Source organism: Gluconobacter oxydans (assembly GCF_006539685.1).
Lineage (GTDB): Bacteria > Pseudomonadota > Alphaproteobacteria > Acetobacterales > Acetobacteraceae > Gluconobacter > Gluconobacter oxydans.
This window is the reverse complement of sequence record NZ_BJNM01000004.1, coordinates 1-25,926: the sequence shown is the minus strand read 5'-3', so window position 1 is coordinate 25,926 and position 25,926 is coordinate 1. Positions and strand designations below refer to the sequence as shown.

Annotated in this window: 19 protein-coding genes, 1 tRNA gene and 1 pseudogene; 10 read left to right on the top strand and 11 right to left on the bottom strand. The window is 61.1% G+C overall.

Going from position 1 to position 25,926, the window contains the following annotated elements; all coding sequences use genetic code 11:
• Positions 1-192 precede the first annotated feature (192 nt).
• On the bottom strand, positions 193-1,224 hold the full coding sequence (gene hemH, locus GOX01_RS02840; protein ID WP_011252443.1) for a ferrochelatase: 1,032 nt from the start codon (positions 1,222-1,224) through the stop codon (positions 193-195).
• A gap of 459 nt (positions 1,225-1,683) precedes the next feature.
• Here hemH and GOX01_RS02835 point away from each other — a divergent pair, with 459 nt between their 5' ends.
• Complete coding sequence (locus GOX01_RS02835) at positions 1,684-2,106, top strand: host attachment protein (RefSeq protein ID WP_011252444.1); 423 nt, start codon at positions 1,684-1,686, stop codon at positions 2,104-2,106.
• Between the two features lie 26 nt (positions 2,107-2,132).
• Here GOX01_RS02835 and GOX01_RS02830 read toward each other — a convergent pair whose 3' ends face one another.
• From GOX01_RS02830 to GOX01_RS02810, 5 genes are all read right to left on the bottom strand, one after another.
• Positions 2,133-3,218 (bottom strand): anhydro-N-acetylmuramic acid kinase, encoded by a 1,086-nt coding sequence (locus tag GOX01_RS02830; protein WP_011252445.1) that lies wholly within the window; start codon positions 3,216-3,218, stop codon positions 2,133-2,135.
• Positions 3,219-3,247: 29 nt separating this feature from the next.
• The gene (locus GOX01_RS02825) at positions 3,248-4,135 is read right to left on the bottom strand and encodes an N-acetylmuramic acid 6-phosphate etherase (protein WP_011252446.1); all 888 of its coding nucleotides are present in this window, start codon (positions 4,133-4,135) and stop codon (positions 3,248-3,250) included.
• Positions 4,136-4,138: 3 nt separating this feature from the next.
• Positions 4,139-5,203, bottom strand: coding sequence for an aspartate-semialdehyde dehydrogenase (locus GOX01_RS02820; RefSeq protein WP_011252447.1), 1,065 nt, complete (start codon positions 5,201-5,203; stop codon positions 4,139-4,141).
• Between the two features lie 23 nt (positions 5,204-5,226).
• A complete protein-coding gene (locus GOX01_RS02815) occupies positions 5,227-5,865 on the bottom strand; it encodes a 2OG-Fe(II) oxygenase family protein (RefSeq protein WP_024716691.1) in 639 nt (212 codons plus the stop codon).
• A gap of 80 nt (positions 5,866-5,945) precedes the next feature.
• Positions 5,946-6,269: a hypothetical protein gene (locus tag GOX01_RS02810; RefSeq protein WP_011252449.1), complete on the bottom strand. Its 324-nt coding sequence runs from the start codon at positions 6,267-6,269 to the stop codon at positions 5,946-5,948.
• Positions 6,270-6,461: 192 nt separating this feature from the next.
• On the opposite strand from GOX01_RS02810, the gene GOX01_RS02805 reads away from it, so the two are divergent.
• Together GOX01_RS02805 and GOX01_RS02800 are read left to right on the top strand one after the other, a co-directional pair.
• Positions 6,462-7,424, top strand: coding sequence for an alpha/beta hydrolase (locus GOX01_RS02805; protein WP_062269573.1), 963 nt, complete (start codon positions 6,462-6,464; stop codon positions 7,422-7,424).
• 132 nt (positions 7,425-7,556) lie between these two features.
• Positions 7,557-10,214 (top strand): 2-oxoglutarate dehydrogenase E1 component, encoded by a 2,658-nt coding sequence (locus GOX01_RS02800; protein WP_062269570.1) that lies wholly within the window; start codon positions 7,557-7,559, stop codon positions 10,212-10,214.
• Positions 10,215-10,236: 22 nt separating this feature from the next.
• Here the strand turns inward: GOX01_RS02800 and GOX01_RS12840 are convergent, their stop codons facing one another.
• Complete coding sequence (locus tag GOX01_RS12840) at positions 10,237-10,398, bottom strand: hypothetical protein (RefSeq protein WP_165919952.1); 162 nt, start codon at positions 10,396-10,398, stop codon at positions 10,237-10,239.
• 112 nt (positions 10,399-10,510) lie between these two features.
• Positions 10,511-10,586: transfer RNA gene (locus GOX01_RS02795), tRNA-Lys, on the bottom strand.
• Between the two features lie 193 nt (positions 10,587-10,779).
• On the opposite strand from GOX01_RS02795, the gene arfB reads away from it, so the two are divergent.
• Together arfB and GOX01_RS02785 are read left to right on the top strand one after the other, a co-directional pair.
• A complete protein-coding gene (arfB, locus tag GOX01_RS02790) occupies positions 10,780-11,202 on the top strand; it encodes an alternative ribosome rescue aminoacyl-tRNA hydrolase ArfB (protein ID WP_011252452.1) in 423 nt (140 codons plus the stop codon).
• 280 nt (positions 11,203-11,482) lie between these two features.
• The gene (locus GOX01_RS02785) at positions 11,483-14,125 is read left to right on the top strand and encodes a TonB-dependent receptor plug domain-containing protein (protein ID WP_011252453.1); all 2,643 of its coding nucleotides are present in this window, start codon (positions 11,483-11,485) and stop codon (positions 14,123-14,125) included.
• 153 nt (positions 14,126-14,278) lie between these two features.
• Here the strand turns inward: GOX01_RS02785 and GOX01_RS02780 are convergent, their stop codons facing one another.
• Positions 14,279-17,311, bottom strand: a complete 3,033-nt coding sequence (locus GOX01_RS02780; RefSeq protein WP_228119153.1) for a Hint domain-containing protein — start codon at positions 17,309-17,311, stop codon at positions 14,279-14,281.
• A 286-nt stretch (positions 17,312-17,597) separates the two neighbouring features.
• On the opposite strand from GOX01_RS02780, the gene gyrA reads away from it, so the two are divergent.
• The 4 genes from gyrA to GOX01_RS12835 all read left to right on the top strand — a co-directional run bounded on the left by gyrA (position 17,598) and on the right by GOX01_RS12835 (position 21,835).
• Positions 17,598-20,441 carry a DNA gyrase subunit A gene (gene gyrA / locus GOX01_RS02775; RefSeq protein ID WP_024716693.1) on the top strand — a complete coding sequence of 948 codons (2,844 nt, stop codon included), beginning with the start codon at positions 17,598-17,600 and terminating at the stop codon, positions 20,439-20,441.
• Positions 20,422-20,952, top strand: coding sequence for a pantetheine-phosphate adenylyltransferase (gene coaD / locus GOX01_RS02770; RefSeq protein WP_011252456.1), 531 nt, complete (start codon positions 20,422-20,424; stop codon positions 20,950-20,952). The genes gyrA and coaD overlap by 20 nt, the downstream gene beginning before the upstream one ends.
• A gap of 31 nt (positions 20,953-20,983) precedes the next feature.
• A complete protein-coding gene (locus tag GOX01_RS02765; RefSeq protein WP_011252457.1) occupies positions 20,984-21,469 on the top strand; it encodes a peptidylprolyl isomerase in 486 nt (161 codons plus the stop codon).
• Positions 21,470-21,658: 189 nt separating this feature from the next.
• On the top strand, positions 21,659-21,835 hold the full coding sequence (locus tag GOX01_RS12835) for a hypothetical protein (protein WP_011252458.1): 177 nt from the start codon (positions 21,659-21,661) through the stop codon (positions 21,833-21,835).
• Positions 21,836-21,930: 95 nt separating this feature from the next.
• On the opposite strand, the gene ssb is transcribed toward GOX01_RS12835, so the two are convergent.
• A complete protein-coding gene (gene ssb, locus GOX01_RS02760; RefSeq protein ID WP_011252459.1) occupies positions 21,931-22,497 on the bottom strand; it encodes a single-stranded DNA-binding protein in 567 nt (188 codons plus the stop codon).
• A 132-nt stretch (positions 22,498-22,629) separates the two neighbouring features.
• Here ssb and uvrA point away from each other — a divergent pair, with 132 nt between their 5' ends.
• Complete coding sequence (gene uvrA, locus GOX01_RS02755) at positions 22,630-25,674, top strand: excinuclease ABC subunit UvrA (protein WP_011252460.1); 3,045 nt, start codon at positions 22,630-22,632, stop codon at positions 25,672-25,674.
• A 32-nt stretch (positions 25,675-25,706) separates the two neighbouring features.
• Here uvrA and GOX01_RS12830 read toward each other — a convergent pair.
• Positions 25,707-25,926 (bottom strand): annotated as a pseudogene (locus tag GOX01_RS12830) (hypothetical protein); the annotation flags it as partial.

Below are 25,926 nucleotides of genomic sequence, written 5' to 3'. Positions count from 1 at the left end.
GGAAATCATTCTGTGAAATTGCGTTCTGAACCGGTTTTTGACCATGTTTTATGGCTCGTTGCCACAGTTATAGGAAAAAGCTGCGCGCAATGCAAGCTAAATAAAATCTGCCCCTCTTTCCGGTCCCGGGATTACAAAAAACCCCACCCGATGGCGGGTGGGGTTCTGATGAAAGCTGAAAAGCGGGAAAGCTCAGCCGCGCTGAAAGCCTGCCATGGCAGAGCGGGACAGGTCTTCAAGAAGATCGATCGCTCCTTTCGAGTCGTTCAGGCACGGCACAAGGGCAAACTCTTCACCCCCCGCTTCCATGAATTCTTCCCGAAGTTCGTTTCCGATCTCATCCAGCGTCTCAAGACAATCCACCATGAAGCCTGGCATGATGACGGCAATCTTTGTGATTCCCTGGGCTGGCAGGGCTTTGACGAACGGTGCCGTATAAGGCTGGACCCATTCCAGCGGTCCGAAACGGGACTGGAACGTCAGGGGCATCTGCTCCTCACTCAGCCCCAGCGCCTGACGTAGGGCCGAAATAGTGCGCTCGCACTCATCGCGATAGGTGTCGCCCTTTTCGATACAGGTCTTGGGAAGGCCATGAAACGACGCCACGATCTGCTGCGGTTTGAAGCTCAGACCCGCAAGCGTGTCCTGCACGGACGTCTCGAGGGCGCGTATGAAAGCAGGATGATCCGGGAAAGACGGAACAGTCAGAACGGCTGGCTGACGACGCAGGCGCATGAGCGCGCGGAAAAGCTGGTCGTTGGCGGTCGCGGTCGTCGTGGCGGAATACTGCGGATACAGCGCGATGCTGATAATCCGGTCACAGCCCTGATCCATCAGGCTCTCAACAGCCTTCGCGACGGATGGGCAGCCATAGCGCATGCCCCATTCGACAGGTACACCATCAGCACGGAGACGTTCAGCCAGCCCCTCGGCCTGCCTGCGCGTATAGACCCGCAATGGCGAGGCATTTTCTTCCTTGTGCCAGATCCGCGCGTAATTTGCGCCGCTGGCAAAGGGACGTTTTGTCAGGATGATGCTCTGCAGAATGGGCTGCCAGATCAGGGGGGGACTCTCAATGACGCGACGGTCAGAGAGAAATTCGCTCAGGTATCGCCTTACCGAAAAATAGCCTGTGTCATCAGGCGTTCCGAGATTGATAAGGAGAATACCGGTCCGGCCTTCTGGCGGAGGAGCGATACGGGGTGTTTTGTGAAGAAATGCCATAGTGCCCTCTACTGTGGAACCGGGCACCGACTTAGGAAAGAGGGAAAGCGTCTGGAGATACGCGCCCCTTGCGGGACGCTATCGTCGATGCCTTACCTTCGCATAGGAAACATCCGGTTTCCGGGTCCCTTGCAGCAAAGTATAGGCAAACACCGCAACAGCGACGGTCATGGGACCAACATACGGCAGAAGAGTATTCGTCAGAGCCATACTTGCCTCCTTTGAGCCTTTGGAAAAGATTTTCTGGTAGGCTCGATTCAGAGATTGAGCACATCCTCCCCGCGTTTCAACAAAAAAATTCGGAATTCTTCAAAAAACATTCAAAGAAATGAAATATCCAAATTCTTTCAACGGGTTAGAAGAATACGACTCTGCATGATCTTGTCGTCTGCAGGCAACCATCCCATCTCGAAGCTGTTACAGACACACCATCTGATTTTGAAACAAGGTTTTCCAGACATGGCTACACAGGATCCCGTCATTTACGTTGTTGCTGACGGCGAAAAAGCCCGCTTCCTGCGCCTCGAAGGGGCACAGCTGCGCACCATTGCAAGCTTCGACCTGCACAAGGGTTCCAATGCGGAAACGGATGTCGGCTCCATCAAGGCGCCGCGCGAAAACCCGCACGAGCAGCTCAAGGAGCACTTCACGCGCGATCTGGCCGCCCATATCAACAAGGCTGCACAGAACAGCGACGTTGAAGGCATCCTCCTTGTCGCTCCGGCTCAGGCTTCGCACGAAATCCGCGAGCATCTCGACAAGCCGACGGCAAAGAAGCTCTTCAAGACGCTGGTCAAGGACCTCGTCAACACGCCGGACCATGACCTTCTGAAGCATCTCGACCGCCCGGAAACCGGCTGGCCGGAACTTGCCTCCGTCTGATCCCGCTCAGACCTGCGGGGAGGCCGTCAGACGGCTCTTCCCGCAATGCAGGGCTGCCTGACACCGGTCGTTCCCGGCCAAGAGGAGGGCAGCCCCCGCAGAAAGCGCATGGCCAGAAGGCCGAAACACTGCGCTTCAAGGGCGTCCCCGTCCCACCCCAGCACATCCACAGATGCCACATTTCCCAGACGATGGTTTAACCCGTCCATCAGTACCGGATTGTGACGGCCGCCTCCCGCGACGAACCATCCCTCCGGCCGTACCGGAAACGTTGTCCCTGCCACTGCCTCGACCGTAAAGGACGCCAGCGTTGCAGCGCCATCTGCCGCAGACAGATCCCGTACACATGCCATGGCTTCAGGGTGGAAACTCAGCCTGTCGAGCGATTTGGGCATGGGACGCGCGAAATACGGAATGGCCAGAAGCCTTTCCAGAACATCCTGATGGACCGCCCCTGACGCTGCCAGAGCGCCCCCAAAATCACAGGGCTGGCCAGTATGCTGAAGCGCCCAGTCATCCAGAAGGGCATTGCCCGGCCCGGTATCACAGGCCCAGACGCCCCGCTGTCCGTTTGGCTCCTGCTGGCCCAGAACCGTCACATTGGCGACCCCGCCAATGTTGAGAACGGCCACGGGCCGCACTTCCTGATGAAGCAGGGCCGCGTGAAACACCGGCACCAATGGTGCACCTTCCCCGCCGTTTTCCAGATCACGTGACCGGAAATCATGGACGACCGGAACACCGCAGAGATCCTGAAGCAGCCGGGCATCGCCGATCTGCCAGCTCCGGCCACGTTCCGGCTGATGCAGAATGGTCTGACCATGAAAGCCTATGACGGCAGGCTCCAGACCCGGCGCCTTTTCGCGCAGCAGACGCACGGCATCCACATGCCGGAGAGTCAGCTCCCGCGTGACAGCCAGCACTTCGGCATCATCAGGAGCAAGGCCAGCCGCACGATCCAGCAGCTCGCGGGTCCGGCCGCGCAGCTCCGGGCTGTAAGGCACTGTCAGGGACGGCCCTATCCGTCCGATGCGCACGCCATCCGTTTCGATCAGAGCAGCATCCACCCCGTCCAGGGACGTGCCGCTCATCAGCCCGAGCGCCCAGACCATCCCGGACGCGTCTGTGTTTTGTGCCGCGCTCAAAGCTCCGCAAGCGCCAGATGCAGATGGCCCTGACACCGCTCCAGAAGCGGCTCGATGTCTGCCAGCGCCACCCCTCGCCGCACCAGAACAGCGCGTTTCGTATTCCCCTGCGCCAGTTTCAGGGCTTCACGCGCCTCTTCGGCCGTTCCGCCGGCCAGTTCCATGACCATCCGCTCCGCCCGGGCCTGAAGCTTGTCATTACTGATGCGCATATCCACCATGCGACCGCGATAGACATGCCCCAGCCGCGTCATCAGCGCCGTGGAAAACAGGTTCAGCGTGACTTTCTGCGCGGTCCCGGCGGCCATGCGCGTGGAGCCCGCCAGAACCTCGGCACCCGTCGGAATACAGATCCCGAGTTCTGCTTCCCGAAGCAGACGTGATTCCGGATTCCCGCCGACACCGATCGTCAGCGCGCCCACTTCCCGCCCGAACTGAACGATGGCGCAGGTATAGGGCGTGTTGCCACTGGCCGCGACGCCGATCACCACGTCATGTTCGTTCGGATGATGTTCCATCAGATCAAGCCGCGCCTGATCTTCCCGGTCCTCCGCGCCCTCGGCGGCCTGCGTCGTCGCCCCAGCACCACCGGCCAACAGCAGAACCAGCTTCTCCGGAGCCAGACCAAAGGTCGGCGTCAGTTCAACACCGTCCTGCAATCCGATCCGCCCGGACGTTCCAGCCCCCGCATAGACCAGCCGCCCCCCCGCCTGAAGCCGGGGCACAGCGGCCTCGACGGTCCGCTCGATGGACGGCAATGCCTCGCCAACCCGGTCCAGAGCCGCCTTCTGGGACGTCAGAAGCCGGTCCAGAAGAACATCGAGCGACAGGCGCTCGATATCCTCATTGGCCGCAAGAACCGTCTCGGTACGGGATGACGTCATCGCTCAGTCTTCGTCTTCATCCGGCACTTCATTGCGACGGAACAGCTGCCCATCCTTCAGAAGTCCCTGCTCGACAATGCTTTCCGCAATCTGGACCGCATTGAGGGCCGCACCCTTGCGCAGATTGTCGGAGACGCACCACAGCGCCAGACCGTTCTCAACGGACGGATCGATCCGCAGACGGGACACATACGTCGCATCCTCACCCACACATTCGATCGGCGTGACGTAGCCGCCGTCTTCGCGCTCGTCCCGCAGGATCACGCCCGGCGCCTTGCGGAGCGCCTCACGGGCCTTCTTCAGATCAACCGGCTTCTCGCACTCGATGCTGATGGCCTCGGAATGTCCGATGAACACCGGTACGCGCACGCAGGTCGCCAGGACCTTGATGTCCGGGTCCATGATCTTGCGGGTCTCGACGGCCATCTTCCACTCTTCCTTGGTCGCACCGTCATCCATGAAACGGTCGATATGGGGAATAACGTTGAAAGCGATCTGCTTGGTGAACTGCGCGACCGTCGGCGGATCGTTGACGAACGTGCCCTTGGTCTGGGCGAACAGTTCGTCCATGCCGTCCTTGCCGGCGCCCGAAACGGCCTGATAGGTCGAGACCACGATGCGCTTGATCCGGAACAGATCATGCAGCGGCTTGAGCGCCACCAGCATCTGCGCGGTCGAGCAGTTCGGGTTGGCGATGATGCCACGGCTCGCCTTGCCAATCGCTGCCGCGTTTACTTCCGGCACGATCAGCGGCACGCCCGGTTCCATGCGGAAATGCGACGTGTTGTCGATCACCACACAGCCCGCAGCCGCAGCCTTCGGCGCATAGACGGCCGAAATCGCTCCGCCCGGCGAAAACAGCGCAATATCCCAGCCCTTGAAGTCGAACGTCTCGAGGTTCTGGACCTTCAGGACTTTCTTGTCCCCGAAAGAAATCTCACGCCCGGCCGACCGCGGAGAGGCCAGCGCCACAACTTCATCGACCGGAAAGTCCCGCTCCGCCAGAATTCGCAGCAGTTCACGCCCCACCGCACCCGTGGCGCCAACAACCGCAACCCGATAACCCATGATCTTTTCCCGTTCCCTGAAAATCAGCCCGAAAAGGGCAGACGCTTTAAAAGCGCCGACAAACGGTGCCGCCGCAGTTCGTAGCGGGCCTTGCGCCCCGTCGCCATGTAGTTGAGCTGGATCGCATACCGTGTTCCCACGAACTGCCGGTGCCCGTGCCAGGTTGCCGGACCGTTCGGGAACACCAGAAGCGTCCCTTCCGCCGGCGTCACCTCGACGTCGAAATCCTCGACATCATCCGGCCCGTTCAGCAGCCGCAGACAGCCATCGCGCGACGCCCAGTCCTCACCACGCGGATTGAGATACAGCAGGATCGTGACCAGCTTGGCCTCCGAATCCCGATGGATCCGCCCGTCCTTTTCCCGCGTGCGCCCGCGCATTGTCAGCATGGTTGGCGCATCCGCCAGATCCAGCCCGAATTTCTCGGCCACCAGCGCCTTGAGTTTCGGCCCCTGGAGTTCCGCAATCATGGCCGAGACACGCGGCGTCAGCTTCAGCGCTTCCGGCGGAAAAGAGCCGCCGGATTTCATCTCCGGCAACTCCGAGACAACCGCCTTCAGATCGTCATTGCCGATGAAATGCGGCACCACCACATGCGGAAACGGTTTTTCCGCAACGGGCGTGCTCTCGAACGCATCATAATCAAGGGAAATCCTGCTCATGGCGCGGAAGGCTAGACGCGGCCCACGTCGGCGACAAGGCCTATTCCACACATGTGAGACCTGCCTTTTACGAAAGAATATTACCCCCGCAGCGGCTTATGGGCCTTCACCATCCGGCTCGTCGCCAGATAGCGGACATATCCTGCCCCCAGACGGTTCGCGCCACCCGTACAGACATGCGGCCCCGGCTGCGCAGAGACGCGCCCGTCCCAGACCGTATGAAGAAGGCGCGGATCGGTCCGGCATTCCAGCATACGGTGATCCACACCCGACTGGCTGACTTCATCCGTCAGAACCGCATGCGCGGACAGACCGTCCCGACGCAGTTCCTGCGCTCCTGCTGACACATCCGTCAGCGCAAGACCACTTCCCGTCAGAACTGCAAGAAACAGCAGAGCACGCATCAGCGAAACTCCCATCCCAACAAGGCCGGCTCAGGACCGGTCACCAGACTAGACGACTCTCAGCCATGAAAAGTTGCGGCAACTTTGTGGCACGACGAACAGATTTTTGCCTTCAAGCGGTCCGACCACTGGAATTCTGCTCGATTTTCCTGCCTCATTTTTCGCCCCTTCCTCGACCCAAGGCGTCCTCTCATGAACACACGCTCCCTCGTCCTTCCCGAACTGCTTCCCCTTCTTGGAGAGATCCCGACGGTCGATCTTTCTGCTGAATCCCTGCCCGCCTTTCGCGCTGGCCTCGAACAGACTGCCGGACAATCCTTTCTTCAGGCCGAAGACTATCCCGTCATCCTTGAGCGTCTGAACATTCCCGGCACGGAAAACGCACCCCCCATCCGCCTCCTGACCGTCCGTCCCCGCAAGGAGGCCACAGGCCCGCGCCGGGCGCTCCTGCATCTGCATGGCGGCGGCTATTTCGCCGGCCAGCCCGAACTCACCACGACGCAGCTCTGCCAGTTCGCACAGGAACTGGACTGCGTGGTCATCTCCCCGGATTACCGCCTCACCCCGGAACACCCGTTTCCGGCCGCCATCGAAGACGCCTACACGACGCTGTGCTGGATCACGCGCAACGCCGACACCCTCGGGATTGATCCCGCCCGCATCGGCCTGACCGGCGAGAGCGCAGGCGGCGGCCTGGCGGCCGGACTGGCTCTCCTGACCCGGGACCGCGAAGGGCCGGCGCTCCTGTTCCAGAACCTCATCTATCCCGTACTCGACGACCGCACGATCACGGGTCAGCCTGACGCTTCCCCAGTCGGGGGCGAGTTCCTGTGGACCCGCGCCAGCAACACCTTCATGTGGACGGCCCTCCTCAATCCCGTAGCCCCCGGTTCGGCCGATGTCTCGCCCTATGCAGCCCCCGCTCGCGCAACCGATCTGTCCGATCTTCCCCCGGTCTATTTGTGTGTCGGCGCGCTGGACCTGTTCCTGGATGAAGATCTCGCCTATGCGCGGCGTCTGATCCATCAGGGCATCTCCGTAGAACTGGAAATCGTGCCCGGCGCCTGCCATATCTTCGACCAGACAGACACCCCGGTCGCCACCCGCTCCATCGCACGCCGGATCGACGCCATGAAACGCGGCTTCGGTCTCTGACAAAGGATGTTCGGGACAGGCGGAGATTGGCCCTCTTCTGCCAATCCGCTAAACTGCGCGGCCATATGACAGCCCCCGGCCCCGCCTCTCCCCGGCAGGAGCGCGGCCCCCGGGGACACAGGAGACGAGTTCATGGGCGACCATCATGATGACCGGGACGCCATCAATGGCGAAAACACCGTCTATCTGGCGGAGCTGCACACACGCTGGCAGCACGACCCGGCCTCCGTGGACCCGGCTTTCGCGTCCCTGTTCGAGACCCTCGGCTCCGACCGCCTGACCGGCGCGGATACGGCTGATCAGAGCGATGCCAGTGCCGAGAGCCTGAAATTCGCCTATCGCCTGCGCGGACATTCGATCGCAGCGCTGGACCCACTCGGCCTCGCTCCCACACCCAACATCCCCGAACTGACGCCCCCAGGTGCGGACCGGGATCTGATCGCCCGTCTGCGCCGCGCCTATTGCGGCACGACTGCCGCCGAGTTCATGCATCTTCAGGACCCGGCCCAGCGTCAGTGGTGGATCGACCGTCTGGAAAATCCGGCCCCCGGCCCCTCACTGGACCCGAAGCGCATTCTCCTCGCCCTGACCCGTGCCGAGGGCTTCGAGCAGTTCTGCCAGAAGCGCTTCATGGGCATGCGTCGCTTCGGCCTTGAGGGCGGCGAAAGCGTTATCGTGGCCCTGCGCACCCTGATCGATGCCGCGGCACAGGATGACATACGTTCCGTCTCGCTCGGCATGCCGCATCGCGGCCGCCTGAACGTGATGGCCAACATCCTGCGCAAGCCCTTCGCCGCCATTTTCAGCGAATTCGCCGGCGCCTCCTTCAAGCCCGACACCATCGAGGGTTCGGGCGACGTAAAATACCATCTCGGCACCGCCACCACGCTCGAACACGCCGGCCATACCGTCCGCATTTCGCTCCTGCCCAACCCGTCCCATCTGGAAGCAGTGGACCCGGTCGTGCTCGGTCGCGTCCGCGCCGATCAGGACCGCGAAAAGGACCGGGAGCGCCAGCACCATCTGGGCATTCTCGTTCATGGGGACGCGGCCTTCGCGGGACAGGGCGTAGTGTACGAAACCCTCAGCCTCTCGAAGCTGGAAGGCTACCGGACGGGTGGGACGGTTCACGTCATCATCAACAACCAGATCGGCTTCACCACCGTCCAGTCCGACGCCCATTCCGGCCTGCACAACACAGACATCGCCAAATCCGTTCAGGCCCCCATCCTGCACGTCAATGGCGACGATCCCGAAGCCGTCTCCCGCTGCGCGTTCCTGGCGCATGAATGGCGTCGCACGTTCCAGTCCGACATCGTGCTGGATGTCGTCTGCTATCGCCGGCATGGCCATAACGAAGCCGACGAACCCGCCTTCACGCAGCCCGCGATGGTCCACGCCATCCAGTCCCGCGCCACGACCCGCAGCCTCTATGCCGATCACCTGATCCGCACCGGCGTCATGACTGAAGCCGAAGTCGAAGAGATGTGGGCGCATTTCCAGCGCCGGCTGGAAGAACAGTTCGAAAAATCCAAAACCTATCAGCCCGACGGCACGGACTGGCTGGACGGCCCCGAAGATCCGACACGTCTGCAGGACGAGCAGGACCGCATCCAGCCCATGACCGGCGTGCCCCTCAGGCGCCTTCAGGAAGTCGGAGAAGCCATCGGCACGATCCCCGAAGGTCTGGCCGTTCACCCGCGCCTGACCCGACAGATCATTGCCCGCGGCAAGGCCGTCGCCGATGGTGGCCCGATCGACTGGGCCACAGCCGAGGCCCTCGCTTTCGGCACCCTGTCGATGGACGGACATCCCGTCCGCCTGTCCGGGCAGGACAGCCGTCGCGGCACGTTCAGCCAGCGTCACGCCGTCCTGTTCGATCAGGACACAGGACGCGAAGACACGCCCCTGACCCATATCGCGCCCCATCAGGCGCCGCTGAACATCTGGAACTCACCGCTCTCGGAATATGCCGTCCTCGGCTTCGAATACGGCTATTCGCTTGGCGATCCGGAAGCCCTGGTCCTGTGGGAAGCGCAGTTTGGCGATTTCGCCAATGGCGCACAGATCATCCTCGACCAGTTCATTGCCTCGGGCGAAACCAAGTGGCTGCGGACCTCCGGCCTGACGCTCCTGCTGCCGCATGGCTATGAAGGCGGCGGCCCGGAGCATTCCTCGGCCCGCCCCGAGCGCATCCTTCAGCTTTGCGCCGAAAACAATATGCGCGTGTGCGACATCACCACGCCTGCCAACTATTTCCACGCCCTGCGCCGCCAGATCGCCCGCCGTTGCCGCAAGCCGCTGGTCGTCTTCACGCCCAAATCCCTGTTGCGCAACAAGGATGCGGTCTCGATGCTGGACGAAATGGGGCCGCACACGCGCTTCCAGCCCGTCATCGCGGACCCGGCAAAGGAAGACGGCGCACGGCGTATCATCCTTTGCACCGGCAAGGTCTATTATGATCTCGCTGCCGAACGGACGCGCCAGAACCGTGACGACGTCGCCATCATCCGCGTCGAGCAGCTCTACCCGTTCCCGCATCATGCCCTGATGGAGCAACTCGCCCGTCATCCGGAAGCGGAACAGGTCCTGTGGTGTCAGGAAGAGCCGCAGAACAACGGCGCCTGGATTTTCGTGGATCGTCGCATCGAACGCGCGCTTCGAGGCTGCAATCATCGCGTGCAGCGCCCGGACTATGTTGGTCGCGAAAGCGCGGCTTCTCCCGCAACTGGGCTACCGGGCGTCCATGCCGCCCAGCAGGAAAAGCTGGTTCAGGACGCCCTGTCCTGAACCTTCCCGGCCTGAGAAAAACTCAGGTCGGACCACCCTGATAGCCGTAGCTGCTCCGGCCCGCCCCGACATTTCCATAGTCATCGCCGCGGAACTGCCGCGATCCCTGACCACCATAATCCGGGCCACAGGCCGCAAGAGCTGCCAGCAGCGCAAGCGCCACCCCAATCCGAACGCGCGTCATCAGCGTTTCCTCTTATTATCGTTTCCTCGCGTCACACTACGCCGCCAGACCGCCACGCGCCACAACCTGTCCCGCCAGAGACAGAATGGTATTTTCAGAATTCGCAGGAAAATGGTGAACCGGCTGGGACTCGAACCCAGGACCATTCGATTAAAAGTCGAATGCTCTACCAACTGAGCTACCGGTTCATCCGCACGCTGGCTACCTCACAACCCATGAGGGCGTCAACCTCGCCATCCGGAAAAACAGGCTTTCGTCCCCATCCACCGGACAATGCGACACCTCGCTTCATGGTCTCCCGCGCCGAAAGAGGCTATGGGCGCGACGTCCTGCGTTTCCTGACCACAGCCACCCCTTTTCCAGTCCGAAAGGAAGAAACAGATGCCCATCGAGATTCTTCCCGGTCTGCGGATTGAAGAGGACGAACTGAAAGTCACCTATATCCTGGCCTCCGGGCCGGGAGGACAGAACGTCAACAAGGTGGCCACGGCCGCACAGCTCCGGTTCGATGCCGCGCGCTCTCCGGCCCTGTCAGACCGCATCCGGACACGCCTGATCGAACTCGCAGGCAGCCGGGCGACCCAGAATGGCGAAATCATCATTACGGGTCGCCGTTTTCGCACACAGCAGAGAAACCGTGAGGACGTCATCGAACGCCTGGCAGAGCTGATCCGCAAGGCGGCTCACCGCCCCACTTTCCGCGTAGCCACCCGTCCCGGAAGAGCAGCCCGGCAGCGTCGCCTTGACGGAAAATCACACCGGGCCGGCATCAAACACAACCGCAAGGTCCGCCTGGACGACTGACACTGATTGGTGCGTTAAAGTAACAAGGCTCTCCTTCCCTACAGCACTTCCGGCTCATCCCGCCCCCTCAATCGGAAATATGTTTCTCAAAGCATATTCCTTTCGGAATTTCATTTCTTGTTTTTCGGAAGCACAAACATCTTGTTGCTATTCTGCAACAGGACGGAAATCTGTTGCAAGAATCATTTTTGCTGCTTTCATGTAACGAATTTTTATCATTACTATCCAGAAACCCCCTCTGAACCCAAGAGCGGCGTCTCATGGAGGTATAGAAGTAGTAATGAAATCCCGGCATCGCATCTCCCTGCTCGTAACGACGGCAGTTTCCGTCATGCCCTGCATGTCTGCCCTGGCCGCAACCACCACGGCGCATCCCGCCACACGCCATCACAGCGCTAAACCCAGCAGCGCCGCTCACAGTGCTGCCCATCCTGCGGCTACGACGGCCACACCCGCCGTTGTCGCCCCCCGCAAGAAGAAGACGGACGTCAATTTCACGGGCGAAGCCGAGACAATCAACGTCACCACCGGGACCCATGCGACCAACCGCAAGGCCCGTGAAAGCTCGTCCCCCGTCAGCGTGATTTCGGCTGCAACACTGCGCCATTCCGGCATGATGAACGTCGCGGATGCCCTGACCCGGACCTATGCCTCCATCAACGTGCAGGCCATGGGCGCGGATTCTTCCGCCCTGACGTCTTCCATCCAGATGCGCGGCCTTGGGCCGAACGAAGTCCTGGTCCTGGTAGACGGCAAGCGCCGCCACAACACGGCCAACATCACGGCCGATGCCGGCCCGCAGTTCGGCTCCACGGGTGCTGATCTGAACACGATCCCCGCCAGCGCCATCGACCATATCGAAGTGCTGGAAGACGGTGCCGCCGCGATGTACGGCTCCGACGCCATTGCGGGCGTGGTGAATATCATCACCAAGAAGCAGGCTCACGGCATGCACACTTCGGTGCAGACCGGTGCGAACGCCTATAACGGCGACGGCTGGCAGTACAAGGTGGACGCCGATGGTGGCGTAAAATGGGGCAATGACGGCTACCTGCACATCAGCGGCGAAGTCTACCACACCGACCACATGGTCGTCGGCGCACGCGACCACCGCCTGATCGGAAGCTGGCCCAACAACGCCACCACGACCGGATATTATAACGGTGTCGTTCCGAACGCGATGAACGTGCCCGCTGATTCCAACAAGATCATGAGCACGCCCGAAGAAACCCGCGAAAGCCTCGCCATCGATTTCGGCAAGACCATTACCGAAGGCGTGAATTTCTACGGCCTCATCACCTACATGCACCGCCATGGCGAAGCGTACGAAAACTACCGGACCCCGGCGATCGCGCCGACCATGTACCCGGCTGGCTTCTCCCCGCTCGAAACATCGGAAGAAAACGATTACGCCGCCACGCTCGGCCTCAAAGGCGACAATTTCTTTGGTTTCGACTGGGACCTGAGCACCACTTATGGTGCTGACGGCAACAAGATCGGCAACAAGAACACCGCCAATACAGGCATGCTCGCCAGCACCTGCTCGACCGATCCGACCTCGTCCTATTATTCGACCGATGGCTGCGGCTGGTCGCCCAGCTCCACGCGCGCCGAGACCTATCGCATGGCGCAGTGGACCAACAATCTGGACTTCCGCCGCCAGTTCAACATCGCCCATACCGTTCCGATGACGCTGGCCTTTGGTGGCGAGCATCGCCTCGAAACCTATCAGATCAAGGCCGGTACTCCGCCATCCTATGAACTGGGCGGGACGCAGGGCTATGCCGGTCTCGGTCCCAACAGCGCCGGCAACTGGAGCCGCGACATCTGGGCGGCCTATGTCGATGGCGACTTCCACCCCCTCAAGCACTGGGATCTCGATTTCGCCGGCCGCTTCGAGCACTACACCGATGTCGGCAACACGGAGAACGGCAAGGTCTCGACCCGTTATGACGTGACGAGCAAGATTGCGCTTCGTGGCACCATCAGCACCGGCTTCCGTGCGCCGACGCTGGCCGAGCAGCACTACAGCGCCATGAACGTGGATCCGACCGGCGCTTCCGGCCTGCTGCCCGTCAGCTCAACGGCCGCCCGCGTCCTAGGGGCAAGCGCCCTGAAGCCGGAACGTTCCGTCAGTGCCAGCGGCGGTATCGTCGTGGAGCCGGTGAAGAACTTCCACGTCGAAGCGGATGTCTACCAGATCAATCTGCGTGACCGCATCGTGGGTGGTGGCACCGTCAAGGGCGAGTCCGCCATCGAGGCCATCGAGGCCATGGGATACTCCCTGCCGCTTAACAGCATCACGGCCGACAACGTATCCGCGTACTACATGACCAACGGCGCCAGCACCCGCACGCAGGGTCTGGATATCAAGGCGGACTACATGATCCGCTTCCACAATGCCGGTAACCTGAACCTCAGCATGGCGCTGGACCTGAACCGCACGCGCCTGCACCACAACGGTACCGACACCAACGGCAATCCGCTGCTGAATGCGCAGAACATCGCCTACATCACGACCGCCTATCCGCGCAGCAAGATCATCCTGAACGCGCTATATACGGTCGGAAAATGGGACTTCAACGTCCGCCAGACACGGTATGGCGAAACCACGTCCATGCTGACCTACTATGACTGGACGGACAAGACGCTCCCCTGCCCGAGCGGTGGAAGCCTGGCCTATTCCAACAGCTGCTTTGCGCAGTTCAAGAATACGCCGCGCTGGCTGACGGATATCGAAGTCGGCTACCGCTTCAACAGCAACTGGCATCTGGCGATCGGCGCGAACAACATCTTCAACGTCCGCCCCCGTCGCGTCCAGCAGGTCAACAACTCCCGCGGCGCCCAGATCTACGATCAGTTCTCGCTGCAGGTGCCCATCACCGGCGGTTACTACTACGGACGGATCAACGCCAACTTCTGAGCCCGTTTTCAGACTATCCTACAAGAAAAGGCGTCCCATACAGGGGCGCCTTTTTCCGTTGGGGCCTTGCCCTACACCCACACGGGGAGAATGGACAAAAAAAAGCCTCATCCCCGAAGGGATGAGGCTTTTTCCGTTTCAGACCGTCTGGTCTCAGGCGGTGTGAGCCGTTTCGGCTTCACCTTCGGAAACCAGCACGTACGGACCTGCGGCCAGAACCTGAATGGCCAGCATACCGAGACTGTTCGGCTGGCGGGCCGTCAGGGACAGCACAGCGTTGCCGTTGGTCCAGCGGGCGGCCGCATCGTCCTGAACGTCCCAGCCTGCCAGGCCGGCATCGGTCAGATGCTGATCGATGCGGATTGTGTTGCCCGAGTCGAACAGCGTGACTTCACCAACCAGAACGCCGAGCTGACGGCGGTCATCCACGAACGGTCCGACCGTTTCGCTCGGACGGAAGGTACGGGACACGAGGCGCACTTCCGTCACATCGGACGGGATCATGAACATCGCGCGGCCATTGGCCGTCCGGACCTGATGGATGGTCTGACCCGTGCTGGTGACGAGGTGCAGACCGGCATCTTCGGTCAGGGCCGGAGCCTCGATGGTGTTTTCAAGACCGGCTGCGATGGCGCGGGCCTCGATCTCACGGAAGATCGGCTCGACCACTTCGCGGCTGACAACCAGCGGGGCTGCCGCATCATCGTTCCAGTTGCGTGCACGGCCACCGAGCGAAACGACGGTACCGTTCTGGCGGAAGGAATGACGGTTGCCAGTGTCGAGATAGCTTTCCGTCAGCATGCCGTCCGCCATGATGACGGAGTGCTCGGCCGTTTCCACGTGGAAGTAGTCGTAGGACGGAAGGGAGCGGTCATAGATCACGGAACGACCGTTCACGAGCATACGCGCCGGCACGAAACCACCGTTCAGGAACAGGCAGTGTTCCGGGGTGACCAGCATGTCCTTGTAAGGCACGCCCTCGGCGAGCGCGTCCTTCAGGATGCGGACCGGATAACCGGCTTCGGCATCGCTCAGACCAGCCTTGGCAAGCATGTGCGCACGTCCAGCCCAAGTCACGGTCCGCTCCACGGCTTCGCCGTTCACGAAGGCCAGAACCGTGCTGCCCAGACGCAGGCTCTCGACAGCGACATCACCTTCCGGCGTGCGGATCATGCTGCCAGCGAGGAAGCAGGTCGTGACGCCGGCATCTTCGACAATCCAGCCATTGGTGCCGTCCTGGACGATGGATGCCGTGGCAGCAGGTGTGAAACCGTCAGCCGTATGGATGTTGCCATAGGTCAGCTCGCGACCGTCAGCCAGCGTGATCGTCAGGGTGTAGGAGCCATCGTCATTCGGCGTGTAGGTGGCAGCCGTCGGAGCGGATGTGACACCGGAGATACCGAAATGCGTGTTGGCGGACACACCGTTGATGACGATGTTCTGGTTGTTGGCCGAGTTGTTATGCAGGAAGCCGTTGGCTTCGACATAAACCGTATTTACCGTCGAAGGATCAACATTGATGGTGTTGATGCTTTCGCTCGGATCCAGGAACAGGCTGCTGTCCTGCGACAGGTTGACCGTGCCGCCACTGATCCAGAGCGGGTTGGTCGCCGAGCCCAGCGTGGCGTTGATCAGGTTGATCGTGCCGCCGTTATTGACGTTGTTGGTATCGAACACGACGTTGTTGTCGTTGTTCATGATCGTGATCGTACCGTCGTCACGGTTCATCGTGACGCCGCCGAGTTCAACCTTCGACGGGGTGTTGATCAGGATCGTGCCGTCGTTTTCGAAGCCTGCCGTGGCAAAGACATAGCCGTTGTAGTTGTTACCGCCATTTGCCGTGATTTCCAGCGTGCTGTTCTGCCAGACGCTGAGGCTGCGGATCTGGTTGTAGGACGGTGCGTTGGCGACAACGGTGAACGACGTGGTGTTGCCGGTATAGCCAACATTGACGTCGGCATTCTGCTCGCTCTGCGGAATGGCGTCGCCGTTGTAGGAATTACCTGTCGTGTCAACGGGCTGGTTCTTGCTGTTATACAGCGTCCAGTTCTTCGGATCGTACCAGTCACCGCCGGTGGCGGGACCGGTCCAGCGCCATGCGGCATCGTGATTGTGATAGCTGACGGCGTTGGTGCTGTACTGGGAGGTGTCACCACCGGCGCTGGCTGCAGCAGCGGCCGTCGAAGCCATCTGCTGGTGCAGATCGCTTGTAGCATAAGACGCCGAAGCCGTGCTCGTACCGGCATCTTCAACCAGCCAGCCGTTCGATCCGTCCTGGACGATCGTGGCCTGGGCAGCAGGCGTGAAGCCGTCTGCGACATGAACCGTCGGGTAGGTGATGGAACGACCGTTATCGAGATTGATCGTCAGGGTGTAGGACCCGTCGGAGTTCTCGGTGTAGGTGGCGGCGGTCGGCTTGGAAGAGCCGCTCAGAATGCCGAAATGGGTGTTTTCGGACACACCGTTGATGACGGTGCCCTGTACGGAACCGCTGTTGTTGGAGTTGCGGTCGTTGACATAGATGGTGTTGACGCTTGCCGGATCGACATTGAGCGTGGAGCCTTCACCATACAGGTCTGCAACGAGCGTGCTGTTCTGCTGAAGGTTGATCGTACCGCCGGAGACGGTAACGGGAGCGTCCACGCTGCCGAGGGTCGAGTTGATCAGATTCAGCGTACCGTTGTTCAGATATGCGTCATCAAACGTCACGTTCCCGTCGTTGTTCATGATCGTCAGGGTGCCATCACCCGTCGGCACGCCACCGAGTTCGACCTTCGACGGGGTATCGATGATAATCGTGCCGTGGTTTTCCAGACCAGCCGTTGCGAAAACGTTTCCATTTCCGCCCTGCGCAGTAATCTTCAGGGTGCTGTTCTGCCAGACGCTGAGGCTACGGATCTGGTTGTAAAGTACAGCGTTGGAGACGACCACGTTCGGCGTAGCGTTGCCCGAGTAGCCAACATTAACATCAGCATTCTGCTCGCTTTGGGGGATAGCATCGTTACTGAAGGACTCGCCGTTCGTGTCCACCGGATTGCCGTTGTTTTTCAGAACCCAGTTGCTCGGATCGGACCAGTCGCCACCCATCGCGGAGCCATTCCAGTCCCAGGCATAGTCGTGCTGGTGAAAGCTGGTTTCGCTGCTGTTGTAGGTGACGTCGTCGGTTCCGTTGGTCGTATCGGCCATGATGAGATCTTCCAAAAAGATTTCCGGCAGAGACTCGCCGGAGCGTGTTTGGGAATTGCTAACGGTTTCAAATAAATTGCGCAAGTTAATAATATACAAACTAAGACCCGCATTCTTGCGTGGATTTGTGAATCTTTCGTGCGCGTGACATTTCCTGCCGCCTGAGGGAAGCTTGAGGGAACAGGAACCATCCACGACACAGACGCTTCCTGCGGGAGCCGGGTGTGGCGTGTCGGCGACGCATGCGGTATGCTCGGGCAACTGAATTCTAGCGTGGTGACCTGTCTTGACCGAGCTGACCGAGCCGACTGATCTGACCCCTTCCGGCCGTCTTCCTGTGACGATCGAGGAGGAAATGCGCTCCTCCTATCTGGCCTATGCGATGTCCGTGATCGTATCGCGTGCGCTGCCGGATGTGCGGGACGGTCTGAAGCCGGTCCATCGCCGTATTCTCTACGCCATGCGCGAAAGCGGCTTCACGGCCGACAAGCCCTACCGCAAATCGGCGCGTGCCGTCGGTGACGTGATGGGTAAATACCATCCGCATGGTGACAGCTCGATCTATGACGCCATGGTCCGGATGGCGCAGCACTGGTCGATGCGCGTCAAGCTGATCGACGGTCAGGGCAATTTCGGTTCGGTGGACGGTGATAGTCCGGCGGCCATGCGTTACACCGAGGCCCGTCTGGCCAAGGCGTCGTCCTTCCTGCTGGATGACATTGAGCGCGATACCGTCGATTTCCAGCCGAACTATGACGAGAGCGAGAACGAGCCGAAGGTCCTTCCGGCCGTCTTCCCGAACCTGCTCGTCAATGGTGCAGCCGGTATTGCCGTCGGCATGGCAACCAACATCCCGACGCATAATCCGGGTGAGGTCATCGACGCCACGCTGGCCATGATTGCCAATCCGGCCATCGAACTCGACGAGCTGATGCAGATCATCCCGGGTCCGGATTTCCCGACGGGCGGCATCATTATGGGCCGCAGCGGCATCCGTCGCGCCTATGAGACGGGTCGCGGCTCCATCCCGGTACGCGCCCGCGCTGAAATCGAGGAGATCCGCAAGGACCGTCAGGCCATCATCATCACCGAGATCCCGTATCAGGTGAACAAGGCCACGTTGCAGGAAAAGATCGCCGATCTGGTGCGGTCCAAGGAAATCGAAGGCATTTCCGACATCCGCGACGAGTCCGACCGTTCGGGTATGCGCGTTGTCATCGAACTCAAGCGCGATGCGACCCCGGATGTGGTGCTGAACCAGCTCTACCGCTTCACGCAGCTCCAGACGTCCTTCAGCGCCAACATGCTGGCGCTCGACGACGGCAAGCCTCGGACGATGGGGCTGAAAGACATCCTGGAAGCCTTCCTGCGCTTCCGCGAGGAAGTCATCCTGCGCCGCGCCCGCTTCGATCTGAACAAGGCCCGTGACCGCGGGCATCTGCTGGTCGGTCTGGTTCTGGCCGTTGCCAATATCGACGAGGTCATCGCGCTGATCCGCGCGGCTCCGGACGCCGCCACGGCGCGTGAATCGCTGATGGCCCGCGAATGGGACGCTTCGGAAGTCGTCCCGCTGCTGGAGCTGATCCACGACGAAGGCAATGTCATCATCGATGGCAAGGTCCGCCTGACGGAAGCCCAGGCCCGTGGCATTCTGGAACTGCGCCTGCAGCGCCTCACGGGGCTGGAGCGCGAGAAGATCCAGGGCGAACTGGGCGAAGTCGCGCAGAAAATCGGCGAACTGCTGGCGATCATCGAGAGCCGCCCGCGCCGGATGGAAGTCATGCGCGAAGAGCTTCTGGCCGCCCGTGCGGAAGTCGCCACACCGCGCGTGACAGAAATTTCCGACGCACTCGGTGACCAGACCGATGAGAGCCTGATCGAGCCAGGCCAGATGGTCGTCACCATCACGCGCGACGGCTTCATCAAGCGCACGCCGCTGGAGGTCTTCCGCTCCCAGAACCGTGGCGGCCGTGGCCGCACGGCCTCCGGACGCCGTGGGGACGATATCATCGTCCGCAGCTTCAATGCGCACACACATCAGTGGGTGATGTTCTTCTCCTCGGGCGGCAAAGCCTACCGGATGAAGGTCTGGCACCTGCCGGAAGCCGCGCCGACCGCCAAGGGCCGTGCGCTGGTCAACCTGCTGCCGGAACTGGGAACAGACTCCATCACAGCCGTTCTGCCGCTGCCGCAGGATGAGGAGCTGTGGGAAGACCTGCACCTCGCCTTCGCCACGGCCAGCGGTAATGTGCGTCGCAACCGCCTGAGCGATTTCCGCAACATCCGCGCTTCCGGCCTGATTGCCATGAAGCTGGATGAAGGCGACTCCCTCATCGGCGTGGCAACCTGCCGTGAAGGTCAGGACGTGTTCCTAGCGACGAAGAATGCACGCTGCATCCGCTTCCAGATCACGGACGAGACGCTGCGCGTGTTTGCCGGTCGTGGCAGCACAGGCGTGCGCGGCATCCGTCTGGGCGAGGGCGATGCGGTCATCTCGCTGTGCATCCTCAATCACGTGGATGCGAGCGTCGAGGAACGTGCAGCCTATCTGCGCATGGCCAATGCCAAGCGCCGCGCCGAAAATGCCGCCCTGGACGACAGCGCCGAGGACGAAACCGTTTCTGGTGATGAGGAAACGGTCGAGATCACGGGTGATCTGACGCAGGAGCGTTTCGAAGAGCTGGAGCAGCAGGAGGAAATCCTCCTGACCGTGACGGATGGCGGCTTCGGCCGGCGCTCTTCGGCCTATGATTACCGTGTCTCGGGCCGTGGCGGTCAGGGCATCACCAACATGACCTTCTCCGCAAACCGTCGCGGCAAGGAAGTGGTGGGCACCCTGCCGACGCTCGATGGAACGGACGTCATGCTGGTGACGGATACGGGCCGCCTGATCCGCCTGCCGGTGTCGCAGGTCCGTGTCATGTCCCGTCAGGCCAGCGGTGTTACGCTGTTCCGCCTGAATGATACCGAGACCGTCATCTGCGTCTTCCCCGTTCTCGAAGACGACACGGAAGAGGGCGATACCGACGAAGGCTCCGAAGCCGGTGCCAAGGTGATTGGCGAGGCCGGTGCCTCCGAGGCCGCTCCAGAAGCGCCTGCCGCTGGTGACGATGCTGCACCTGACGCCTGAGGCGCGCACGGATCCACGTGTCGGGTTCTATCCCGGCACGTTCGATCCGGTAACGTTCGGGCATCTGGACATCATCCACCGGGCTTCTGCCTTGTTCGACCGCCTGCTGGTTGGCGTGGCGGTCAATGAAGGCAAGCAGCCGCTTCTAGATCTGGAAGCACGGCTTGCAGCTCTTCGGCATGAGGTGGCAAGGCTTCCTCATGCAGACCGGATCGAGGTCGTCGGTTTTGATACGCTGCTGGTTGATGCCGTTCGGCAGGCCGGGGCAGGAACTGTTGTCCGAGGGCTGCGGTCGGGCGGTGATTTCGACTATGAAAGCCAGCTTTCCGGCGCACTGCGTCGTCTGGCACCGGAAATCGAGACGGTCTTCCTGCTGTCTTCTGAAGAACATCGCAGCACGGCCAGCAGGATCGTGAAGGAAATCGCACGGCTGGGGGGCGATATTTCTCCCTTCGTCAGCGAAGATGTTGCACGTATCGTCTTGTCGAAACTGGGCCGAGGGCCGACATAAGAACCTTCAATGATTTCTGGAAGGTTCCAAGATGTCCGATACTGCAGTGCCCGACGGCAACAAGCTGGTTTTCGAGCTCAAGACTGGCAAGGTCGTCATCGAGCTGCGCCCTGACCTGGCTCCGTTGGCGTGCGAGCGCCTCAAGCTCCTGGCCACCGAAGGGTTCTATAACGGCGTGGCATTCCATCGCGTGATCGAGGGCTTCATGGCCCAGGGTGGCGATCCGACGGGAACCGGCACGAGCGGCAGCTCCTATCCGGACCTCAAGGCCGAATTCACGGACAAGGCCAAGTTCGAGCGCGGCACGGTGGGCATGGCCCGCACGATGGCACCCCACTCCGCCAACAGCCAGTTCTTCATCATGTTCGCCGACAGCCCGCATCTGAACGGTCAGTACACGATCGTCGGCAAAGTGATCGAAGGCATGGAATACGTGGACCAGATCAAGCGCGGTTCGGGCGCAGGTGGCGTGGTCAAGGACCCCGACACCATTCTCAAGGCTTATGTCGAGGCCTGAGTCCCGCTAAAAAGCAGGAACACGGAAAGGCCGGTGCAGGAATGCACCGGCCTTTTTTATTGCCTTTTCCCGGACGAACGCATCATACCCCCGTTCATAAGTGGTACTTATGAACAGATAGAAACATAAGATTTCACTCTCCTTTTTCAGAATCGTATGGTCGTCACGATCAGAAAAGGAAGAATAACAATGATGATCAGAAAGAAAGCTCTGGTATTCGACGCAGTATTACTGTCCTGCGCTCTTGCCCTGTCCGCCTGCTCAGGCGGTGTTGCCAATGGAACCGACGGCCGGAGCCATTTTGCCAACACGGTTGCTGTGATGACGCCGGACCCGGCCAGTATTCCGGACCGCGCGGTCTTTTAAGACCCGGCCCACGGGCTGACGGAAAATGCTACGCATGGCGGATGTCGGCTGACATCCGCCATTTTTTTATCTGCTACCCGGTTTTCCTGACCGGATCAGAACGGGATTTCGTCGTCCAGATCGTTGTCCGGCGGGGCATCCCAGCCGCCATTGCTGCCACCCGAGCGGTTTCCACCGGAAGCACCGCCCGTGTTCCCGCGGGAGCCACCGCCGAAACCACCCGAGCCGCCTCGGCTTCCGCTGCCGAAGCCGCCACCACCGCCATAGCCACCGCCGTTGTCAAAACCGCCATCATCGCCGCCACCGCCGCGATTGCTGTCGATCAGCACCAGATCACCGCGGAAACGGTCGATCACGACTTCGGTCGTGTATTTTTCCTGGCCGGACTGGTCGGTCCATTTGCGGGTGCGGAGTTCGCCCTCGATGTAGACCTTGCGGCCCTTGCGCAGATAACGCTCGGCAACATCGGCCGTGCGCTCGTTGAAGATCACCACGCGATGCCACTCGGTGCGCTCCTTGCGCTCACCCGACTGCTTGTCGTTCCAGGTGTCGGACGTCGCAACAGTCAGGTTGACGATCTTCGCCCCCGACTGCGTGTTGCGGACTTCCGGATCCTTGCCCAGATTTCCGACCAGAATCACCTTGTTGACGCTGCCTGCCATTCCCGTCCCAACCAATTTTCTCGAATTGTTCTTTTCATACGTGCGTAAGTCCCCATCTAATGGGGAACAATCCGACGCCATTCAAGCGCGTTTGATCTCACAACTACCTTTTCTCCATATTCCGGGGTCTCCGTGAGCTTTCCAGACAATCATTCGATCCGCGTCCGTGGGGCCCGCGCCCATAATCTCAAGAATATCGATGCCACGATCCCCCGTGATTCCCTGACGATCATCACGGGTCTCTCGGGCTCCGGAAAATCCTCCCTGGCCTTCGACACGATCTATGCCGAAGGCCAGCGGCGCTATGTGGAAAGCCTCTCCGCCTATGCCCGCCAGTTCCTCGAACTGATGGGCAAGCCGGATGTGGATTCCATCGAAGGTCTTTCTCCGGCCATCTCGATCGAGCAGAAAACCACCTCCAAGAACCCCCGCTCAACCGTGGGGACGATCACGGAAATCCACGATTACATGCGTCTGCTCTGGGCGCGTGTCGGCATTCCCTATTCCCCCGCGACCGGCCTGCCGATCGAGGCGCAGACCGTCAGCCAGATGGTGGACCGCGTCATGGCCATGCCGGACGGCATGCGCCTGATGCTGCTCGCACCCGTCGTGAGGGACCGCAAAGGCGACTGCAAGCGCGAACTCGCCGAGCTGACGCGCAAGGGCTTCACCCGCGTGAAGATCGACGGCGAACTGTATGAAATCGCCGAAGCCCCGGAACTGAACCGCAAGACGCGTCATACCGTCGAAGTCGTGGTGGACCGGATTGTCGTCAAGGAAGGGATTGAATCCCGCCTGGCCGACAGTTTCGAGACCGCGCTCGAACTCTCCGACGGTCTGGCGTACGCCGAGGAAGTCAAACGTGCGGGCGAAAAAGAAGCCCCGGCGCATGTCGTGTTCTCGTCCCGCTTCGCCTGTCCCGTTTCCGGCTTTACGATCGAGGAGATCGAGCCGCGCCTGTTCTCCTTCAACGCGCCGATGGGCGCCTGCCCGGTCTGTGACGGCATCGGCACCGAAACCCATTTCGACGCGAACCTGATCGTCCCGGATGACAGCCTGACGCTGGCCGAAGGCGCCATCGCCCCGTGGAAGGGTGCAAGCACGGACTGGTACGACCAGACGCTCGCCGCCCTCGCCCGCCATTGCGGCGACAACATGAACACACCCTGGAGCGAGCTTCAGCCCGCGACGCAGGATCTCATCATCAACGGTTCGAAAGAGCCGATCGACATTCCCTACAGCGATGGCGGGAAAGTCCATATCATCACCAAGCCGTTCGAAGGCGTATTGAAGAACCTGCGCCGCCGCATGGCCCAGACGGACAGCATGTGGGTGCGCGAAGAGCTCTCCCGCTACCAGTCCGAAAAGCCTTGCCATGCCTGCCACGGCGCACGCCTCAAGCCCGAAGCCCTGTGCGTGAAGGTCAAGGACCTCAACATCGCCGAAGCTTCGGACATGCCCATCCGCAAGGCGCTCGACTGGTTTTCCACCGTGGAAGCCACCCTCACGCCCCAGCGCGCCGAGATCGCCCGACGCATCCTGCGTGAAATCACGGACCGGCTGCACTTCCTCGATGATGTCGGGCTGGACTACCTTACCCTGTCGCGTGGTTCCGCGACCCTGTCCGGCGGCGAGAGCCAGCGTATCCGTCTGGCCTCGCAGATCGGTTCGGGCCTGACGGGCGTGCTGTATGTGCTGGACGAACCCTCCATCGGCCTGCATCAGCGCGATAACGAACGCCTGCTTGGTACGCTCGACCGCCTCAAGCGCCTCGGCAACACCGTCATCGTCGTCGAACATGACGAGGACGCCATCCGCGCCGCCGACTACCTGATCGACATGGGACCGGGCGCGGGCAAGCTCGGCGGCGAAGTCATTGCCGTCGGCACCCCGGCAGAGGTCGCCAAAAATCCCAACAGCATCACCGGCGCCTATCTGTCAGGCCGCAAGGTCATTCCCGTCCCGACCGAACGCCGCAAGCCCAGCGGCATGCTGACCCTGCACGGCGCACGCGGGAACAACCTCAAGGATCTGACGGTCGATTTCCCGCTCGGTACCTTCATCGCCGTCACGGGTGTTTCGGGTGGTGGTAAATCCACGCTGGTCATCGACACGCTCTACAAGGCGCTGTCCCGCCAGCTCATGAAATCGAGCCAGACGCCGCTGCCCTATGACCGTCTGGAAGGCGTGGACAATCTCGACAAGATCATCGAGATCGACCAGTCCCCGATCGGCCGCACGCCACGCTCGAACCCTGCGACCTATACGGATCTGTTCGCTCCGATCCGCGACTGGTTCGCCGAACTGCCCGAGTCCAAGGCACGCGGCTACAAACCGGGCCGCTTCTCCTTCAACGTGAAGGGCGGTCGCTGCGAAGCCTGTCAGGGCGACGGCGTTCTCAAGATCGAGATGCACTTCCTGCCGGATGTGTACGTGACCTGCGACACCTGCAAGGGCGCGCGCTACAACCGCGAAACGCTGGATGTAAAGTTCCGCGGCAAGTCCATCGCGGACGTGCTGTCCATGACCGTGGACGAGGCCCTGCCGTTCTTTCAGGCCGCCCCCAAGATCCGAGACCGTCTCGCCATCCTGCAACAGGTCGGGCTGGGCTATGTCGCCCTCGGCCAGCAGGCCACCACGCTCTCGGGCGGTGAGGCCCAGCGCGTCAAACTGTCCAAGGAACTGGCCAAGCGCGCCACTGGCCGCACGGTCTATATTCTCGACGAACCCACGACCGGGCTGCACACCGAAGACGTCCGCAAGCTGCTTGAAGTACTCCACACCCTCGTCGATCAGGGCAACACGGTTCTGGTGATTGAGCACAATCTGGAAGTCATCAAGACGGCCGACTGGCTGATCGACATCGGCCCCGAAGGCGGGGACGGCGGCGGTCAGGTTGTCGCAGCCGGAACGCCGGAAGACATCGCCGCGTGCAAGGCCAGCCATACCGGCCGCTTCCTCGCCCCGCTGCTGGACGCACCGGGCGCAAGACAGCCGCGCAAGGTCACGGCCACCAAGGTTACGCAGGCCATGCTCGCCGCCAGCCTGCCACCGCCAAAAGCCGAACGCACAGCCGCGAAAAAGGCAAAGGCCGCCAAAGAGAAAGCAGCGGAAAAAGCTACTGAAAAGAAGCCCAGAGGCCGCCCCGCCGGATCCCGCAACAAAACCAAAGCCTGAAGCCGGTCGTGTCCTGAAGAGTCAGTCTCTCTTCAGGACAAGAACCCCAGAACATAAGCCAGCCCAAACACCCCCAGAACCGTACCGTTGAACAGGACATGGCACAGAGCTGTCGTCCAGAAAGGACTGATCCCCACATCCTTCTCGGCAGTCAGGAAACAGAAATAGAAACAGCTTCCGCTCACCAGCCCGGTACAGAGCGCAGTCAGGGCACTCCGTCCAAAATCACCGCCATAATGCCCGTAGGTGTTT

What these genes read in the sequence shown, in the direction of transcription:
- GOX01_RS02765 (WP_011252457.1), top strand. Translation starts at nt 20,984, where the DNA reads ATGTCCGATACTGCAGTGCCCGACGGCAACAAGCTGGTTTTCGAGCTC.
- GOX01_RS02815 (WP_024716691.1), bottom strand. Translation starts at nt 5,865, where the DNA reads ATGAGCAGGATTTCCCTTGATTATGATGCGTTCGAGAGCACGCCCGTT.
- arfB (WP_011252452.1), top strand. Translation starts at nt 10,780, where the DNA reads ATGCCCATCGAGATTCTTCCCGGTCTGCGGATTGAAGAGGACGAACTG.
- hemH (WP_011252443.1), bottom strand. Translation starts at nt 1,224, where the DNA reads ATGGCATTTCTTCACAAAACACCCCGTATCGCTCCTCCGCCAGAAGGC.
- ssb (WP_011252459.1), bottom strand. Translation starts at nt 22,497, where the DNA reads ATGGCAGGCAGCGTCAACAAGGTGATTCTGGTCGGAAATCTGGGCAAG.
- GOX01_RS12835 (WP_011252458.1), top strand. Translation starts at nt 21,659, where the DNA reads ATGATGATCAGAAAGAAAGCTCTGGTATTCGACGCAGTATTACTGTCC.
- GOX01_RS02830 (WP_011252445.1), bottom strand. Translation starts at nt 3,218, where the DNA reads ATGGTCTGGGCGCTCGGGCTGATGAGCGGCACGTCCCTGGACGGGGTG.
- coaD (WP_011252456.1), top strand. Translation starts at nt 20,422, where the DNA reads ATGCTGCACCTGACGCCTGAGGCGCGCACGGATCCACGTGTCGGGTTC.
- GOX01_RS02780 (WP_228119153.1), bottom strand. Translation starts at nt 17,311, where the DNA reads ATGGCCGATACGACCAACGGAACCGACGACGTCACCTACAACAGCAGC.
- GOX01_RS02785 (WP_011252453.1), top strand. Translation starts at nt 11,483, where the DNA reads ATGAAATCCCGGCATCGCATCTCCCTGCTCGTAACGACGGCAGTTTCC.
- GOX01_RS02810 (WP_011252449.1), bottom strand. Translation starts at nt 6,269, where the DNA reads ATGCGTGCTCTGCTGTTTCTTGCAGTTCTGACGGGAAGTGGTCTTGCG.
- GOX01_RS02820 (WP_011252447.1), bottom strand. Translation starts at nt 5,203, where the DNA reads ATGGGTTATCGGGTTGCGGTTGTTGGCGCCACGGGTGCGGTGGGGCGT.
- GOX01_RS02805 (WP_062269573.1), top strand. Translation starts at nt 6,462, where the DNA reads ATGAACACACGCTCCCTCGTCCTTCCCGAACTGCTTCCCCTTCTTGGA.
- GOX01_RS02800 (WP_062269570.1), top strand. Translation starts at nt 7,557, where the DNA reads ATGGGCGACCATCATGATGACCGGGACGCCATCAATGGCGAAAACACC.
- GOX01_RS12840 (WP_165919952.1), bottom strand. Translation starts at nt 10,398, where the DNA reads ATGACGCGCGTTCGGATTGGGGTGGCGCTTGCGCTGCTGGCAGCTCTT.
- GOX01_RS02825 (WP_011252446.1), bottom strand. Translation starts at nt 4,135, where the DNA reads ATGACGTCATCCCGTACCGAGACGGTTCTTGCGGCCAATGAGGATATC.
- GOX01_RS02835 (WP_011252444.1), top strand. Translation starts at nt 1,684, where the DNA reads ATGGCTACACAGGATCCCGTCATTTACGTTGTTGCTGACGGCGAAAAA.